This window comes from Streptomyces sp. S063, assembly GCF_002832675.1.
In the GTDB taxonomy this organism is placed as follows: Bacteria; Actinomycetota; Actinomycetes; order Streptomycetales; family Streptomycetaceae; genus Streptomyces; species Streptomyces sindenensis.
Window position 1 is genome coordinate 2,931,891 of sequence record NZ_CP021707.1, and the last position, 15,909, is coordinate 2,947,799.

Here is a 15,909-nt window from a genome sequence, read left to right on the forward strand (position 1 = left end):
ATGACCGAGAACCGCTCGGACCGGATCGCACGCGGCCGGCCCGGGGAAGCCCCCGACCTCGCCCCCGCCCCGCCCGACCTGCGGCGGATCGGGGCCAACCCGGACTTCTGGTACCCGGTCGCCCTCTCCCGGAGCGTACGGAAGGAAGGGGTGGCCGCGGCCGTGTTCGCCGGGGAGCGCATCGCGCTCTACCGCGCCCGGAGCGGTGCCGTCCACGCGCTGGAGGACCGGTGCGCCCACCGGCAGGTGCCGCTGAGCATGGGCGTCGTGGACGGCGAGACGCTCCGCTGCTGCTACCACGCCTGGGCCTACCGGGGCGACGGCCGCATCTCGCAGATCCCCTACCTCGCCAAGGGCGACGCCCGGCCGCCGCGCGGCGTGCGCGCCTACCCGGTGCGCGAGGAGTACGGCCTGGTGTTCGTCTTCCCGGGCGACCCGGAGAAGGCGGCGGTCACCCCGCTGCCCGACGTGCCGGCCTTCGCCTCGCCGCGGTACAGGACGATGACGTTCTCCCGGACCGTGCGCTGCCACTACTCGTTCCTGCACGAGAACCTGCTCGACATGAACCACCAGTTCCTCCACCGGGGCGTGGTCGGCAGGCTCCAGCCCAAGCTGCTGGGGTACGAGAGCGGCCCGGCCTCGGTGGAGGCCCGCTATCTGTTCACCCACACCGGCGGCAAGCGCAACCGCAGCGCGAGCCTGCTCGCCGCCGAGGGCCTGGGCGGCCGGCCCTCCAGCGACGTCATGACGATTCGCACCGAGTACCCCTACCAGACGCTGGACCTGGTCCCGGAGAAGGCCGACCACCCGGCGCTGCGCCTCTGGGCGGTGTACGTCCCCGAGGACGCGGAGCAGCGCGTCTGCCACGCGTACGGGCTGCTCATGATCGAGAAGCCGAGGATTCCGGCCGCGCTGAGCGTGGCCTGGCCGTTCATCCGGCACTTCACCGAACGGGTCTTCGCGGAGGACCGCATGGCCGTCGAGGCCGAGCAGCGGGCGTGGGACGAGCAGGGCGAGGACCGCAACCACGAGGTCTTCGCCCTGATCCTGGACGTCCGCGACGTCCTGCGCGCCAACGGCGTACCCGTTTCCAGCCCGTCCGGCGATTGAGGACGCCCTCTTGACCCGCGGCCCGGGGGGCTGACGCCGCGCACAAGGAGGAGGCGCACCCGGTCACCCGGGTGCGCCTCCTGACGCGACGCGTACGCACGCGCTGACCGCAGCACGTACGCGTCACACCTCAACGACCGTCAACGGTCAAAACGCTCGCGCGCCTGGTCCGCGGCGTCCTGGGCACGGTCCTTCATGCCCGAGGAGGAGTCCGACCGCTGGTCGCGGTCCTGCCGGCCGCGCTCCTTGGCCTGGTCCTTGCCCTGGCCGGCCTTCTGCTTGGCCTGGTCGCTGAGCTCCTGCGCCTTGTCCTTGAACTGGTCTGCGATACCCATGCTGTTCACTCCTGCGGTATGCGTGGGACGGATGTGGGGGTGGCCCCAGCGGGGCCGTGCTCAGCGTTGCACGCTCCGACATCCCGCGCATTTCGGACCGCTACCCACCGTGAGGTGGGGTGCGTCCACCCCGTTACGGCCGGTCCGCACGCTCCGCGCGCGCGTCCTGGTCCGCCGCTCCGCCGGCCCCCACCAAGCCCTTCGACACGGTGTGGAGACGCGGTTCGAAGCGCCGCATCTCGCGCGGTCCGCCGATCGCGATGACCGAGGGCAGATAGCCCCGGACCGACTGCATCCCGCGCAGCCACCACTGGGCGTAGACGTGCGGGGAGCGCCGCGCGATGCCGTCCACGATCCGGTCGACGGCCGGGCCGAGCGGGTAGGTGCGGTTCATCGGCCACGGCAGCCGCTGCCGCAGCTCGCGCATCACGTCGTCCTGGTCCGCGCCGCGCACCATGTCGGTGTCGGTCCAGGAGAGGTAGCCGACGCCGACCTTGACGCCCTTGTGGCCGACCTCGGCGCGCAGGCTGTGCGCGAAGGCCTCGACGCCCGACTTGGACGCGCAGTACGCGGTCATCATCGGGGCCGGGGTGATCGCGGCCAGCGACGCTATCTGCAGGAAGTAGCCCCGGCTCTCCGTCAGCACCGGCAGGAACGCCCGGCCCGTGACCGCGCCGCCGATGAGATTGACCTCGATGACCCGCCGCCAGGCGGTCGGGTCGGAGTCGGCGAACGGACCGCCCGCGGCGACGCCCGCGTTGGCGACGACGACGTCGACCTTGCCGAAACGTTCCTTGACCTCACGCGCCACCTGGGCCATCGCCTCGTGGTCGGTGACATCGGCGAACCAGTGGTCGCTCTCGCCGTGCAGCCGGTCGGAGACCTGCTTCAGCTCGTCCGGCTCCAAGCCGACGAGCGCGAGGGTCGCCCCGCGTGCGGACAGCTTGCGGGCGAGCAGTTCGCCCACGCCCCGGGCCGCGCCGGTGACGACGACGACCTGCCCCTCCAGATTCCGCTTGCCGCTCATGCGACATCCTCCTTCTCCGCCGTGGCGCCCGCGCCCGTGGCGACGTACCGGGTGACCAGCTCCCTGATTTTCGCCGAAACGGCCTCCGGGGCCTCGACCGGCGTCATGTGTCCCATGCCCGTCAGCTCGGTCAGGCCGAGGCCGACCGGCAGGGCGTCCGCGATGGCCCGGGCGTGGACCGGCGGGGTCAGCCGGTCGTCCGTGCCGGCGATCACCGCGGTCGGCACCCGCAACGCCCGTACGCCCGCGGCGAGATCGAGCTCGGCGAGCACATGGCCCCACTCCACCCGGGCGCGGCGCGGGCAGGCGTGCACGATCCGGGCGCAGGCGTCGACCCGGTCCGGGGCCGAACCCCGCCCCATCGTGGCGTACTTGAGGATCTTCCTGGAGACCGGGGTCACCGGCCCGAGGGGGGCTTTCGCGCCGAGGACGGCGGTGGTGAGCCGGGTCCGCAGCGCACCCGCGCGCAGCGGCAGGACCAGGGCCTCGGCGGTCAGCCGCGTGACTCCGGTGGAGCAGAGCAGCACGGCGGCGGCGTGTTCCCGCAGTCCGGGCCGGTCGGCCGCCGCCATCACCGTCATCCCGCCCATGGAGTGCCCGGCGAGCACCGCCTTGCGGCCCGGGGCGAGCGTCGCGGCGAGGACCGCTTCGAGGTCGTCGGCCAGCGCGTCGGTGCTGTAGCCGCCGGGGCCGGGCTCGGGGGTGAGGCCGTGGCCGCGCTGGTCGTAGGCGATGACGCGGTGGTCGGCGGCCAGGTCGCGGATCTGGGCGTCCCAGAAGCGCGTGTTGCAGGTCCAGCCGTGGGCGAGGACGACGGCGGGCGCGTCCTCGGGGCCGTGCAGTTCGACGTGGATCCGCGAACCGTCGGCGGAGCGCGCGGTCAGCTCGGCGGCGGGCACGGGCGGGACGGTGTCGCGGTGCAGGAGCCGGCTCATCGCGTCGCCTCCTCGGCGACGGGTCCGTTCTCCTCCGCCGCGGCGGCGGTGACGGTCTCGCGGTCGGTGCGGCCGGGCTGCTCGGGGACGCGGCCGACCCCGGTGGCCCGCCGCTCACCGCCCGCGCCGCCGGCCCGGATGACGTCGTACTCCGCGAGGTCCACCGACCGGGTCTGCCGCCGGAACTCACCCGTCGTGCCCGGCCAGACGGTGGTGTTGCGGCCCGCCTCGTCCAGGTACCAGCTGGTGCAGCCGCCGGTGTTCCACACCGTGCGCTTCATCCGCTGCTGGACCTTGTCGTTCCACGCGGTGACGGAGCCGGACCGGGCGTCGAGCGCGGCGCGTCCGCCGAGCACGTTCAACTGGCGGAGGTAGTCGGCCATGTAGTTCAGCTGGGACTCGATCATCAGGATCATCGAGGAGTTCCCGAGGCCCGTGTTGGGGCCGATGATCGTCATCCAGTTGGGGAACCCGGCGGCGGTCGCGCCGCGCAGCGAGTTCATCCCGTCCTTCCAGGTCTCGGCGAGGGTGATGCCCTCCGCTCCGACGACCCGCTCGGCGATCGGCATGTCCGTCACGTGGAAGCCGGTGCCGAAGATGATCGCGTCGACCTCGGCCTCGGTGCCGTCGGCGGCGACGACCGTGGAGCCGCGTATCTCGCCGAGCCCGGAGGCGACGACGTCCACATTGGGCTGGGCGAGCGCCGGATAGTAGGTGCTGGAGAGCAGGATCCGCTTGCAGCCGATGCGGTAGTCGGGGGTCAGCTTGGCCCGCAGGGCCGGGTCCTTGATGGCCCGCGCCATGTTGGACTTGGCTATCTTCTCCACCAGACCCAGCTGGTCGGGGTGCTTGGTGAAGGCGCTGACCTGCAACTCCCGTATGCCCCACAGCAGTCCGCGGCGCGCGGTGCCGGTGGCGGGTACCGCGCGGTGGAGGGCGCGCTCGGCCTTGCTGATGGTGCGGTCCATGCGCGGCATGACCCAGGGCGGGGTGCGCTGGAAGAGCGTGAGCTTCGCGGTCTTCGACTGTATCGCGGGGACGATCTGGATCGCGGAGGCGCCGGTGCCGACCATCGCGACGCGCTTGCCGGCCAGGTCGTAGTCGTGGTCCCAGCGCGCGGAGTGGAAGACCTTGCCGGGGAAGGAGTCGAGCCCGGGTATGTCGGGCATCTTGGGGTCGGAGAGCGGACCGGTGGCGGAGACGACGACGTCCGCGTGCAGCGTGGTCCCGTTGGCGGACTCGATCACCCAGTACAGGTTCTCCCTGTCCCAGCTCATCAGCTTCACCTCGTGGTTCAGCCGGATGTGCGGGCGGAGCCCGAAGGTGTCGGCGACGCGCTCCAGGTAGGCCCGGATGTGCTCCTGGCCGGAGAAGGTGCGTGGCCAGTCCGGGTTGGGCGCGAAGGAGAAGGAGTACAGGTGGGACGGTACGTCGCAGGCGCAGCCGGGATAGCTGTTGTCGCGCCAGGTGCCGCCCACCGAGCCGGCCCGCTCCAGGACGACGAAATCGGTGATGCCTTCGCGGCGCAGCCGGACGGCGGCCCCCAGGCCCCCGAATCCGGTACCGATCACCGCCACACGTACGTGCTCCTGCTGGGCCATGCTGCCGCCTCCCGCGGTACGTCACGCGACTTTGCCAGCAATCACTGGCATGGTTCGGAGAGTAGAGCAGGTCCGTACTGATGGGTAGGGGGCAGACCAAGGAAAGTTACCGGCGGTACAACATAGGGTGCCCTTGTGGCTGAAGGACGCGAGCACCGCGAATACCGCATGGAGGAGCTGGCCAAGGAGGCCGGCATCACCGTGCGGACCCTGCGCTTCTACCGGGAGCGCGGACTGATCCCGCCGCCCCGCCGCGAGGGCCGGATCGCCTGGTACGACGACCACCACCTGGCCCGGCTGCGCACGATCGCGGGCCTGCTGGAGCGCGGCCACACACTGAACGGCATCGCCGACCTGGCGGCCACGTTCGAGAGCGGCCGCGACGTCGCCGAGGTGCTGGGCCTGGGCGAACCGACCGAGGAGACCCCGGTCCGGCTCACCCCGGAGCAGCTCGCGGACTACTTCGAGGGCGAGGTCACGCCGGAGAACCTCGCCGCCGCACTGGACCTGGGCTATCTCGCCACCGACGGGGACGAGATCGTGCACATCAGCCGCCGCCTGCTCGAGGTGTCGGCGGAGCTCGTACGGGAAGGGGTGCCGCTCGCCACGGTGCTCTCCTCGGGCCGCCGCGTCCGCGAGCACGCGGAGGCGCTCGCGGAAATCTTCGTACGCGTACTGCATGCCCACACGAAGGAGACCGAACCAGCCCAACTCCGGCCACTGGCCCGCGCGGTGGTGGACGCGGAGCTGTCGATGGCGCTGGACCGGAGGCTGCGCCGCGAGGACGGCACGCAGCCCCCGAAGGCGTAACCGCACGCAGGGAGCCGCGGTGCGGCCTCGCGCCGCAGGGGCCGCGTGACGGCCCCGGACGGCACTACCGCTCGTAGACGACCGTGACGGGCGCGTGGTCGCTCCAGCGCTCGCCGTGCGTGGCCGCCCGCTCGACCCAGGCCTTCACCGCACGCCCGGCCAGCCCCGGGGTGGCCATCTGGTAGTCGATGCGCCAGCCGGTGTCGTTGTCGAAGGCCCGGCCCCGGTAGGACCACCAGCTGTACGGCCCCTCGACATCCGGGTGCAGCGACCGCACGACGTCGACGTACGCGGCCTCCTCCAGGACCCGGGTCAGCCAGGCGCGCTCCTCGGGGAGGAAGCCGGAGCTCTTGCGGTTGGCCTTCCAGTTCTTCAGGTCGGCCTCCTGGTGCGCGATGTTCCAGTCGCCGCAGACCACGACCTCGCGGCCGTCCGCCGCCGCCCGCGCCTTCAGTCCCTGGAGGTAGGGCAGGAAGGCCGCCATGAAGCGCTCCTTCTCGTCCTGGCGCTCGGTGCCGACCTCACCGGAGGGCAGATACAGGCTCGCGACCGTGACCCCGGGGAGGTCGATCTCCACATACCGGCCGCTCGTGTCGAACTCCTCCGCCCCGGGGGCCCCGTGACCGCCGAAGCCGATCTGGATCCGCTCGGGGGCGTGCCGCGAATAGAGCGAGACGCCCGCGCGGCCCTTGGCGGCGGCGGGCGCGTGGACGGTGTGCCACCCCTCGGGAGCGCCCACCCCTTCGGGCAGCTGAGCCGGCTCGGCCCGCACTTCCTGGAGGCAGACCACATCGGCGTCGGTCGCCGCCAGCCACTCGACGAAGCCCTTCTTGGCGGCGGCCCGGAGCCCATTAACATTCACAGTGGTAACGGTCAGCATCCCCGAACAGTACCTACTCCACCCCAGCGCACAGATATACGATATCCAGCATGCTTATTCATTCTCGGCCCTTCGACCACCCCGACGCCGTCAAACTCAACGACCAGGTGCAGCTCGAATACGCCGAGCGCTACGGCGACGAGGGCGATGTCACACCGCTCGACCCGTCGATGTTCGTGCCGCCGCACGGTCTGTATCTGCTCGCCTACGACGAGCAGGACCGCCCGGTGGCGACCGGCGGCTGGCGGACCCAGAACCACAACGCCGACGGCTACGAGGACGGCGACGCCGAGATCAAGCGGATGTTCGTGATTCCCGAGGGCCGGGGCCGGGGCCTGGCCCGGCGGATGCTCGCCGCCCTGGAGGAGGACGCCCGGGCCGCGGGCCGGACCAGGATGGTCCTGGAGACCGGCGACCAGCAGCCCGAGGCCGTCGCGCTGTACACCTCGTGCGGTTACACCGTCTGCGACGTGAAGTTCGGCCACTACCGGACGTACGACAGCAGCATCTGTATGGCCAAGCCGCTGCGGCAGCCGTAGCAGCCACAGGGTCTGCGCGGTCGGTCACGCGTCCCCGCCGCGTCATGGAACCCGACGGCCGGTCACGCACCCCCGCCGAGCACCAGGACCACGTGCTCGTCCTCCCCGTGCCGCACCGTGCCGGTCACCGTGAACCCGCACTTCTCCAGCAGGCGTAGGGAGCCGGTGTTGCCCGAGACGGGGTCCGCGTACAGCGGGCGGGCCGTCTCCCGCTCCAGGAACGCGGTCAACGCCTCGGTGCCGATGCCCCGGCCCCAGTACGGACGGCCGAACCAGTAGCCGAGGAAGCGCCGGTCCTCCTCCCACCAGGCCACGATGTTCCCCGCGGTCTCCCCGTCCACGAGGACCGTCTGCACGAAGTTGGCGGGATCCCCCAGCACCCGCGTCTTCCAGTGCGTCATGAACGCGTCCCTCTCCCGGGGGGCGAACCGCGACCGCCGGACCGCCTCCGGATCGTGCTCGTACGCGAGGAACACCTCCAGGTCCTCGGGCACGACATTCCTGAGCTGCACGCTGTTCTCCACGCTCTCCATGCCGACCGAGTCTGGCACCCGCCACTGACAATCGGCCCGGCCGCTCACCTCGGGGTGGCGAGCACCTGGGTCCAGTAGGGGCCGCGCGGGGAGTCGGCGATGCCCACGCCCACGTGGACGAAGTCGCAGTTGAAGATGTCGTCGTCGCGGCCGGGGCTGTTGCGCCACTCCTCGACGACCGCCGCCGGATCGCTCATGCCGGTCGCGATGGTCTCCCCGACGGCCGACCAATCGTAACCGGTGGCGCCGACCCGGTCGCCCGCTCCCCGGCCCGAGGAGTCGGTGTGGCCGAAGTAGTTCCGCGCGGCCATGTCCTCGGAGTGCCGCTGGGCGACCTCGGTCAGCCGGGGGTCGGTCTCCAGCTCCGGGCAGCCGTTCGCGGCGCGCAGGGTGTTGACCCGGGTGACCACGCGGGCGTCCGGGCCGGGGCGCGGCGCGGGCGCCGGCGAGGCGGAGGGCGACGGGGGGACGGTGGGCGGCCGGGTGGTGGCGGTCCTGCCCGGGGTCGGCGTGGGCGAGACCGCGGCGGGGCTGGGGCTCGGCTCGGCGGGGGCGGTCGCGGGCGGGGGCGCGGGCGCGGGGCTGTGGGTGACGCCGCCGCCCCGGGACTCGGGCTCGGCCGGGGCGGAGGGCCAGATCAGTACGGCGAGGGCGGTCACGGCGGCCGCCCCGGCTATGAGCCCGGCCGCCTTCCCGGCCGAGAGGGCGGCAGGGGCGGAGTGGGCGGCGCCGGAGGCGGACGGAGCGGCGGCGGACGCGGCGGCCGGGGCGGCCGGGGCGGCCGATGAAGCGACGGCCACCGCCACCTGCTGCCCGCTGTCGTAGAGCGGCACCACGAGCGCGAGCCCGGACAGCAGGCCCTCCGGCGGGACCAGCCCCGCACTGCCGTCGGAGCAGGAGGCGCAGCCCCGTACATGGCGGGCGATCCGCTTGCGCCAGAGCGGCGTCGGCGTACCGTCCCAGTCGCCCAGCAGGTCCTCCAGGGCCGGGCAGCGGGGATCGGAGGCCAGGGCCCGGACGACGGTGCGGCCGACGTCGAGCTGGTTCTTGACCCGCTGGACGCGGACGGCGGCGTGCTGCGGGGAGAGGCCGAGCGCCTCGGCCAGCTCGGACCGGGTGAGGTCGCCGGTCGTCTCCAGCCACCACAGGGACAGCACATCGCGCTCGGCGTCGTCCAGCCAGCGGGTCGCCTCGGCCGTCTCGCGCCGCTGCCCGGAGAGTTCCAGGCGCAGGATCGTCAGGTCGACGAAGTCGGCGGCGGGGTCGGCGGGGTCGCTGGTCTCCTCCAGCGGGGCGGGACGGTGGCCGAGGTTGGACCAGCGGCTGCGGACCTGGTTCATGGCGATGGCGACGAGCCAGGAGCGGAAGCGGGCCGGATCGCGCAGGGCGGGCAGGCCGGAGAGCGCCCGGAGCATGGTTTCCTGCACCACGTCGTCCACGTCCGGATGGCCGTTGAGGGCGCGCCCGACGACGTTGTAGACCAGGGGGAGGTACTGTGCGGCCAGCCGCTCCCCGGCGGCCCGGTCGCCGTTCCTCGCCGCGATGACCAGAGCGGTGCTGTCCACGCCGTTCACGCCCTTCGTTCGGGTTCGCCACCGGAATGTGGGCCAGGTCACCCCTGGGGGTTTTGTTATCCGCCCCCCGTCCGGTGGTCAACCAGTATGCGGGGGCCGCCAGGCAGCCCCGCCGAGAGAGTGCCGGGAGCGGGGAGAGACATGTCGAGCGACACGGACACCGACGAGGCGCACGCCACCGCCGCGCGGACGGGCGTGGCCATCACCACCTCGGCCCTGCACGCGGCGGCGACCGGAGCCGACACCTTCCCCGGGGTCCTGCGGGAGGCGCTGAACCGCCGCGGGCTCTCCCTGGAGCGGGTGAGCGAACGGCTCAGGGTGCGCGGCATCACGATCAGCCAGGCCACCCTGAGCAGCTGGCAGCGCGGCCGCAGCCAGCCCGAACGGGCCCGCTCCCTCCAGGCGGTGGACGTGCTGGAGGAGATCCTGGAGCTGCCCGCCGGGTCGCTGCGCTCACTGCTCGGCCCGCGCCGCCCGCGCGGCCGGACCACCCCGCCCGACGCGGAGGGGGCGGCGCTCCAGATCCTCGGCGAGGACTCGGTGGTGGAGAAGGCGCTCGGCGCGCGCTTCCGCCACTTCAACCAGGAGACCAGCTCGCTGATGGTCCACGACATCGTCAGGGTCGGCGAGACCGGCACACTGAGCGGCATCTCCACCACGAACGTGCTGCGCGCCAAACGGGCCGGCGCCGACCGGGCGATCTTCGTCCTCAGCTTCGACGACGAGGCGGCCGAACCCGTCGACATCAAGGTCACCTGCGGCCGACTGGCAGAGGCCACCTATCTGAAGGGGCTCAAGTCCTTGGTGCTGGAGATCCACTTCGGCCGGGAACTGGCCAAGCTGGACACCACGGTGGTGAGTTACGCGGTCGAGGTGAGCCCCTCCGAGACCCCGGCCACGCACTACGAACGCTGGTCGCGGACGAACCTCCACGAGTACCTCCAGCAGGTCTTCTTCCACCCCGGCGCCCTGCCCGCCGACTGCCACCGCTACGTCCGGGACAAGGTCGGCGCCCCGCCCCGGGGCCGCCGTCGCATCCCGCTGAGCGAGGCACACGACGTCCATGTGCTCACCTCCCGGTGCAAGCCCGGCGTCCACGGAGTGGCGTGGGAGTACGGAACGGGCACAGGCGGAACGGGCGGGCCGGGAGCAAGTGGAACGGGAGACCGCCCAGGATGAGTGGACGGTCTCCCGTGTCTGGGGGGTGGCCTTTTCTGCCGGTCTGTTCCCGCGGTGGGACTACTTGGTGTTGAGCGTCAGCCCGTAGTACGCGAGGGCGTCGTCCAGCGGCTGGAAGTAGGAGGAGCCGCGCGCGTTGACCTGGCCGTTGCAGCGCTGGTTGCTCGGGCCGCCGGACGTCATGCCCTGGGCCTGGTCACCGGAGACGTACGCGCCGCCGCTGTCCCCTCCCTGGGTGCAGACGCTGGAGCTGGCCAGGCCGGTCACGACGGTGTCGGGGCCGCCGTTCTGGTCGGTGTAGGTGACGCTGACGTTGTACGAACCGACCTTGCCGCAGGTCCACTGGGTGGTCTGGCCGGACTTGCAGAGCGCCGCACCGGAGGGGGCCCGCTTGCTGCCCCTGACCGGAACGGTGCCGGCCCTGCCGTACGTGGTGATGTCGAGGCCGATGGAGTGGCCGGCGTCGACGGCCGCGATGCCCATGTCGACGCTGCGGGTGCCGAGCGCGAACCGGGTGTGGGTGCCCTTGGCGAACCGGGTGCCGTTGTAGGCCAGTTCGGGCAGATCCTCGATGCAGTGCCCGGCGGTCACGAGCACCTGATTGCCGTTGCGGTCCTTGGCGCCGTAACCGACGGAGCAGAGGTAGCCGTTGAAGGTCATCCGGCTGCCGGGCGGCACTACGGCCTGGGTCTCCAGCTTCTCCTGGCCCTTCACGACGCGCACGGCGTCGCCGTTGCTCTTCGCGGCCTTGAGGAAGCTGCGGGTGGCGGCGTCGGTGTCGCCGTTGACCTCGACGGTCACCGTGTCCGACGCGAGGTCGACGGACCAGGAGGAGACCCCGGCCGGGGCGCTCTTGAGGGCCTTGGCGTCGAGCTGGGCCTTGATGCGGTCGAGTTCGCTCTCGCCCCGCTCGGGAATCCGGGCCTTGAGACCCGCGGCCCGGACGTCCTGGGCCGCTTCGGCGTCGGCGGCGTTGACGACGAGGGAACCGTCCTTGGCGAAGAAGGCCCCGAGCGTGTCGACCCGGTCCTTCCGCAGTTCGGCGAACCGGTCCTGCTGCTCGGCCTCGCGGTCCAGCCGCTCGATCGCGGCCTTCTCGCTGACGCCCAGGGTCACGGCGAGCGCCTTGACCATCTCCGGCTGGTACGCCGGCGCCGCCGCGGGCGCCGAGGGCTCCTCCGTCGTACCGGCGTAAGCCCCTGTGGCGACTCCGGCCGACAGAAGGGCGCCGATCGAGGCGGCCACGATGTATCTGCGCGCGTTCTTCTTTCCGTGCTTCACGCGATTCCTTCCGCTACGCAGGCGAGCGTCCAGACAATGGGGGGGTGGCCACACCGCGCCTGGGGAAGCACGATGTGTTCCATGGACACTGCCTGGCGGCGATGACATGTTCCTGTCGCCGCGACTCGAACTCTGGCGCAGCCGGAACTGCCGCGACAAGAAGTGGCGGTGGGGCTCTTTTCTACAGAACTGGCCGAGAACTGTAGAGAGAACGGCGGAAAGCGCTGGTGCGGACCTTTGCGCCGGGTCGTATGCCCGCCCCGGAGTCGCCCCGAACACCATTGCCCAGCAGTAGAGTTGCCTTCCGAATAAGGGGGGACGCCGGCGTGAACAGAGGCCGAAGAGCCGTACTGATGTGGACGGGCCTGGGGGTCGCCGTGCTCGCGGGAGTGCTGTCGTTCCTCAGCTGGGACCGGGCCGGCCAGGTGGCCGGAGTGGTCTCCGCCGTGGTGAGCGTGGCCGCCCTGGGAGTCGGTGTGTACGGGGCGCTCGGCCCGGCCCGGGTCCCCGACGTGCAGGTCTCGGGCACCGGCAGGGCGGTGTCCCGTGGCGGCGGCGAGGCCAACACCGGGTTCGTCGCTCCGTCCTCACCCACCGCGCCCGGCACGGTGTCCGTCAGCGACACCGGCGACGCGGAGACCGACGGAGGCAGCGCGAACACCGGCTTCCGGCAGGGGTAGCGCAGCTGTGGCCGGCGGCAGGATCGGAGCGAGGGAAACGGGCGACGCGTCGGCGCAAGGGGGCGCGGCCCTCTCCAACACCGGGGTCATCAACGGCCCCGTGACGTTTTCCTCTCCCCCGCGACGGCCCGCCGTATCGGGCTATCTGCTCCAGGTCGAGAGGATGGCGGCGGCCGACTTCCGGGGACGTGTGGCCGAGCTTTCGGAACTGGCGTCCTTCAGCACGGAGGAACGTCCGCGGGGAGCGGCCGGAAAGAACTACTGGCGCTGGCTGGCCCCCGCCTGGGCCGGTAAGTCCGCCCTGCTGGCGGAGTTCGTCCTGAATCCGCCACCCGGAATCGATGTCGTCGCGTTCTTCATCACCTCCCGGATGGCGGGCCAGAACGACGCCGCCGCCTTCTGCGAGGTCGTCCAGCGGCAGCTGTACGCCCTGTTGCGGGAGGAGGAGCCGCTGAGCACGCCGGCCACGCGGGACGAACAGCTGCGGCTCGCCATGGACCGTGCCGCGGAGCGCTGCGCGACGGAGGGCCGACGGCTCGTCCTGGTGGTGGACGGGCTGGACGAGGACCACGGCGTCACCGCCGGTCCCGACTGCCACAGCATCGCCGCGCTGCTGCCCCGTACGCCCCCGCACGGCATGCGGATCATCGTGGCCGGCCGCCCGCACCCGCCCGTACCTGAGGATGTGCCCGGCGACCATCCGCTGCGGACCACGGAGATCAACCACTGGCTGGAGCCCTCCCCGCACGCCCAGGCGGCCCGCTGGGACGCGGAGCAGAACCTGCTGCGGCTGCTCGACGGCGGCGGGCTGGGGCGTGAGCTGGTCAGCCTGACGGTGGCGGCGGGGGGCGGGCTCAGCGCGAGCGACATCGCCGAACTGACCGGAAGCCGGCCCCGCCTCGTGGAGCGCGAGCTGTCCGCCGTCAGCGGCCGCAGTTTCCGCCGCCGCTCGGCGCACTGGACACCCGGCGGCCCCGAGGTCTACCTCCTGGCCCACGAGGAGATCCAGCGCAGCGCGGCGGAGCTGATCACGGACGCGGAGCTGGCGGACTGCCGCACGCGGCTGCACGCGTGGGCCCAGACGTACCGGAGCGCGGGCTGGCCCGCCGCGACGCCCGAGTACCTGCTGCGCGGTTACGCACAGCTCCTGCGCGAACTGGGGAACACCGGGCAGCTGGTCGAGCTGGTGTGCGACGCCGCACGGCACGAGCGGCTGTGGCAGGTCACCGGGGCGGACCTGGAAGCGCTCGGCGATCTGTCGGCCTCACTGGACCAGTTGCTGGGACAGGGCAGGCAGAGTGGCGACCTGGACGTCTCGGCCGCTCTGCGCCTGGCCGCCGCCCGCGACGGGCTGCACGAGCGGACCCGGGCTCTGCCGCCCGGTCTCATCGGCCTGTGGGCACGGCTCGGGCACACCGGCCGGGCCATCAGCCTGGCGGAATCGCAGCGGGAGCCGTACGACCGGGTGGGCGCCCTGACCGCCGTCGCCGCCTGCCTCGCCGCCACCGGTCACCGGGAGCAGGCGGAGGCGCTGGCGGCGGACGCGGACAGCCGCGAGGACGAGGCCCGATTCCTGGAGGCCATCGCGAAAGGGCTGGCGGAGGCGGGCCTCTACGGCGAGGCGTTCCGAACGGCCGCGAAGGCAAAGGGCACGGACCGACTGGCGCCGGCTCTCGTCGCGACGGTCGGACGGGCGGCCGGCGACCACGCGGCACACGGGCGGATCGGGGTGGAGACGATCACGCCGCACTTCGCCGAGGCGTTGCACGCCGTCGCGGCAGTCCGCGGCGTCGAGCAGGGCGAGCTGTACGCCGATCTGGCCTGCGCGTTCTCCCTGTTCGGAAACGAAGAACGGGCGCGGGAGACGGTGGACCTGGCCGTCCGGGACCGCTCGGACGACGAAGGGGTGTTCCGGCAGGCCCAGAATCTCAGTCACATAGCCGTACGCCTCGCACCTGCGCCGGGCCTGGCGCAGCGCGCCGCGATCATCGCCCGTGACGCGGCCGATCTGGCGCATACGATCGACGACCCCCAGAGCGTCCAATGGCTCTTCCCTCAGATCGCCTCGGGCCTTGCGGCGACCGGGGAGTACGAACGCGCGGAAGAGGTGGCCACCGGGTTCCTGCCCGACCCGGCCGACCGTGACGAAGGGCTCTGCGCCGCTGCCGTGTCGGCGGCCGAAGTCGGCGAACCGGCCTGGGCGCTGGAGGTCGCGGACCGCCTCACCGCCCCGATCGACGTGGCCAGGATTCTGGTCGCGGTCGGAAGGAGGATGGCCCGGTCGGCCGCCCCGGCAGAGATCTCGCGGCTGGCCCGGCGGGTTCTCACGGTGACCGACGAAGTGTCCGGCCATGGATGGCGGACGGAGTTTCGGACCGACACGTCGGACTTCCTGCTCCGGGCCGGCGAGAGGGAACAGGCCGAGACCGTGGCGGCCACAGCGACGGCTCTCGCCCGGAACAGCACGACGCCCAGGGGCAATGTGACCGCGCAGATCGCCGTCGCCCGGGCTTTGGCGGCGGCGGGCGCCGAGTCCGAGGCACACCGGCTCGTCCACTGGGCGAGGGAGTCGGCCGAAGCGGAGACCGGATACCTCCGGCTGCTGCGCCTGGCCTACGTGGCGGGCGGGCTGCACGCGATCGGCCGGGATGACCACAAGGTCGCCATGCTGGCCGCGCTACTCGAGGAGACGCGGCAGGAAGCGCATCACTCGGAACACGCTGATTCCATGCAGCGCGTGGCCGAGGCATTCGGTGAGACCGGCGATCCCGACCTGGCGAGGGAGGTGGCTCGGGAGCTCCTGGACAGGGCGGAAGCCTTGGACAGCGCGTACCAGCAGGGGTGGAACAGATACTGCGCGGCCGGCGCCTATCTGGCGGCCGGTGACTTCGAGAATGCCTTGGCTCTCACCGACTCCCTGCCGGACGTCGTCGTGTCCGATTTCCTCGCCAGGGTTGTGGAGAAGCTCGTGCGGGCGGGCGAATACGCGTGGGCGGAGCGGCTCGCCGAGGAGTTGGCGGACGCCCGTGGAGGCGATCGCTGCCTCAGGCACCTCGCGGCGGGCATGGCGGGCAGGGGCGATTTTCCCCGGGCGGTCGCTCTGCTCGACGAGATCTCCGTATCCGCTCAGCGTGAGGCGGCCATGGCCGAGGTCGTCAGCGCGTCGGTCCGGGCGGACGCGCCCCACGAAGCCCGCGCCCTGGCCGACGCCATCACCGCCCCGGACCACCGGAGCCAGGCCCTGGCAGCCATCGCCCACTCCCACGGTCCCACACCGACGGGCCGCGTCCTGCTCGTCGAAGCACTGGCCCTGGGCCCCTGGGACCACCTGGTCGAGGCGATCGCCGCGGTGGCCCCGGAGCATCTGGTCCTCCTGGCGAACCTGTCCCGGAACGAGCACTAGGCGGGCCCCGGCAGCCGCCCGC

14 protein-coding genes are annotated in these 15,909 nt (G+C 72.2%); 6 read left to right on the forward strand and 8 right to left on the reverse strand.

Going from position 1 to position 15,909, the window contains the following annotated elements; translation table 11 throughout:
- Positions 1-1,110 carry an aromatic ring-hydroxylating oxygenase subunit alpha gene (locus CCZ36_RS13225; RefSeq protein WP_128817716.1) on the forward strand — a complete coding sequence of 370 codons (1,110 nt, stop codon included), beginning with the start codon at positions 1-3 and terminating at the stop codon, positions 1,108-1,110.
- 140 nt (positions 1,111-1,250) lie between these two features.
- Here CCZ36_RS13225 and CCZ36_RS13230 read toward each other — a convergent pair whose 3' ends face one another.
- The 4 genes from CCZ36_RS13230 to CCZ36_RS13245 form a co-directional block, all read right to left on the reverse strand.
- A complete protein-coding gene (locus CCZ36_RS13230; RefSeq protein WP_069740305.1) occupies positions 1,251-1,445 on the reverse strand; it encodes a hypothetical protein in 195 nt (64 codons plus the stop codon).
- A gap of 133 nt (positions 1,446-1,578) precedes the next feature.
- The gene (locus CCZ36_RS13235; protein WP_069740304.1) at positions 1,579-2,472 is read right to left on the reverse strand and encodes an SDR family oxidoreductase; all 894 of its coding nucleotides are present in this window, start codon (positions 2,470-2,472) and stop codon (positions 1,579-1,581) included.
- Entirely contained in the window at positions 2,469-3,407 is a 939-nt protein-coding gene (locus CCZ36_RS13240; protein ID WP_069740303.1) for an alpha/beta fold hydrolase, read from the reverse strand. Before CCZ36_RS13240 ends, CCZ36_RS13235 begins: the two co-directional genes overlap by 4 nt.
- Entirely contained in the window at positions 3,404-5,008 is a 1,605-nt protein-coding gene (locus tag CCZ36_RS13245) for a flavin-containing monooxygenase (protein WP_128817717.1), read from the reverse strand. Before CCZ36_RS13245 ends, CCZ36_RS13240 begins: the two co-directional genes overlap by 4 nt.
- Positions 5,009-5,176: 168 nt before the next feature.
- Here CCZ36_RS13245 and CCZ36_RS13250 point away from each other — a divergent pair, with 168 nt between their 5' ends.
- A complete protein-coding gene (locus tag CCZ36_RS13250) occupies positions 5,177-5,818 on the forward strand; it encodes a MerR family transcriptional regulator (protein ID WP_069740301.1) in 642 nt (213 codons plus the stop codon).
- A gap of 64 nt (positions 5,819-5,882) precedes the next feature.
- On the opposite strand, the gene CCZ36_RS13255 is transcribed toward CCZ36_RS13250, so the two are convergent.
- Complete coding sequence (locus tag CCZ36_RS13255) at positions 5,883-6,698, reverse strand: exodeoxyribonuclease III (RefSeq protein WP_128817718.1); 816 nt, start codon at positions 6,696-6,698, stop codon at positions 5,883-5,885.
- A 50-nt stretch (positions 6,699-6,748) separates the two neighbouring features.
- Between CCZ36_RS13255 and CCZ36_RS13260 the strand changes: the two genes are divergently transcribed.
- The gene (locus CCZ36_RS13260) at positions 6,749-7,237 is read left to right on the forward strand and encodes a GNAT family N-acetyltransferase (RefSeq protein WP_128817719.1); all 489 of its coding nucleotides are present in this window, start codon (positions 6,749-6,751) and stop codon (positions 7,235-7,237) included.
- Positions 7,238-7,299: 62 nt separating this feature from the next.
- Here the strand turns inward: CCZ36_RS13260 and CCZ36_RS13265 are convergent, their stop codons facing one another.
- Entirely contained in the window at positions 7,300-7,770 is a 471-nt protein-coding gene (locus CCZ36_RS13265) for a GNAT family N-acetyltransferase (protein ID WP_164873502.1), read from the reverse strand.
- Between the two features lie 44 nt (positions 7,771-7,814).
- Positions 7,815-9,344 carry a sigma-70 family RNA polymerase sigma factor gene (locus CCZ36_RS13270; protein WP_128817720.1) on the reverse strand — a complete coding sequence of 510 codons (1,530 nt, stop codon included), beginning with the start codon at positions 9,342-9,344 and terminating at the stop codon, positions 7,815-7,817.
- Positions 9,345-9,485: 141 nt separating this feature from the next.
- Between CCZ36_RS13270 and CCZ36_RS13275 the strand changes: the two genes are divergently transcribed.
- Entirely contained in the window at positions 9,486-10,523 is a 1,038-nt protein-coding gene (locus CCZ36_RS13275; protein ID WP_079149757.1) for a helix-turn-helix domain-containing protein, read from the forward strand.
- A gap of 60 nt (positions 10,524-10,583) precedes the next feature.
- On the opposite strand, the gene CCZ36_RS13280 is transcribed toward CCZ36_RS13275, so the two are convergent.
- Positions 10,584-11,804 (reverse strand): S1 family peptidase, encoded by a 1,221-nt coding sequence (locus tag CCZ36_RS13280; RefSeq protein ID WP_128817721.1) that lies wholly within the window; start codon positions 11,802-11,804, stop codon positions 10,584-10,586.
- 326 nt (positions 11,805-12,130) lie between these two features.
- On the opposite strand from CCZ36_RS13280, the gene CCZ36_RS13285 reads away from it, so the two are divergent.
- Both CCZ36_RS13285 and CCZ36_RS13290 read left to right on the forward strand, forming a co-directional pair.
- Positions 12,131-12,484 carry a hypothetical protein gene (locus CCZ36_RS13285; RefSeq protein WP_237302653.1) on the forward strand — a complete coding sequence of 118 codons (354 nt, stop codon included), beginning with the start codon at positions 12,131-12,133 and terminating at the stop codon, positions 12,482-12,484.
- Between the two features lie 100 nt (positions 12,485-12,584).
- Positions 12,585-15,887, forward strand: coding sequence for a hypothetical protein (locus CCZ36_RS13290; RefSeq protein WP_237302654.1), 3,303 nt, complete (start codon positions 12,585-12,587; stop codon positions 15,885-15,887).
- Positions 15,888-15,909: the final 22 nt, after the last annotated feature.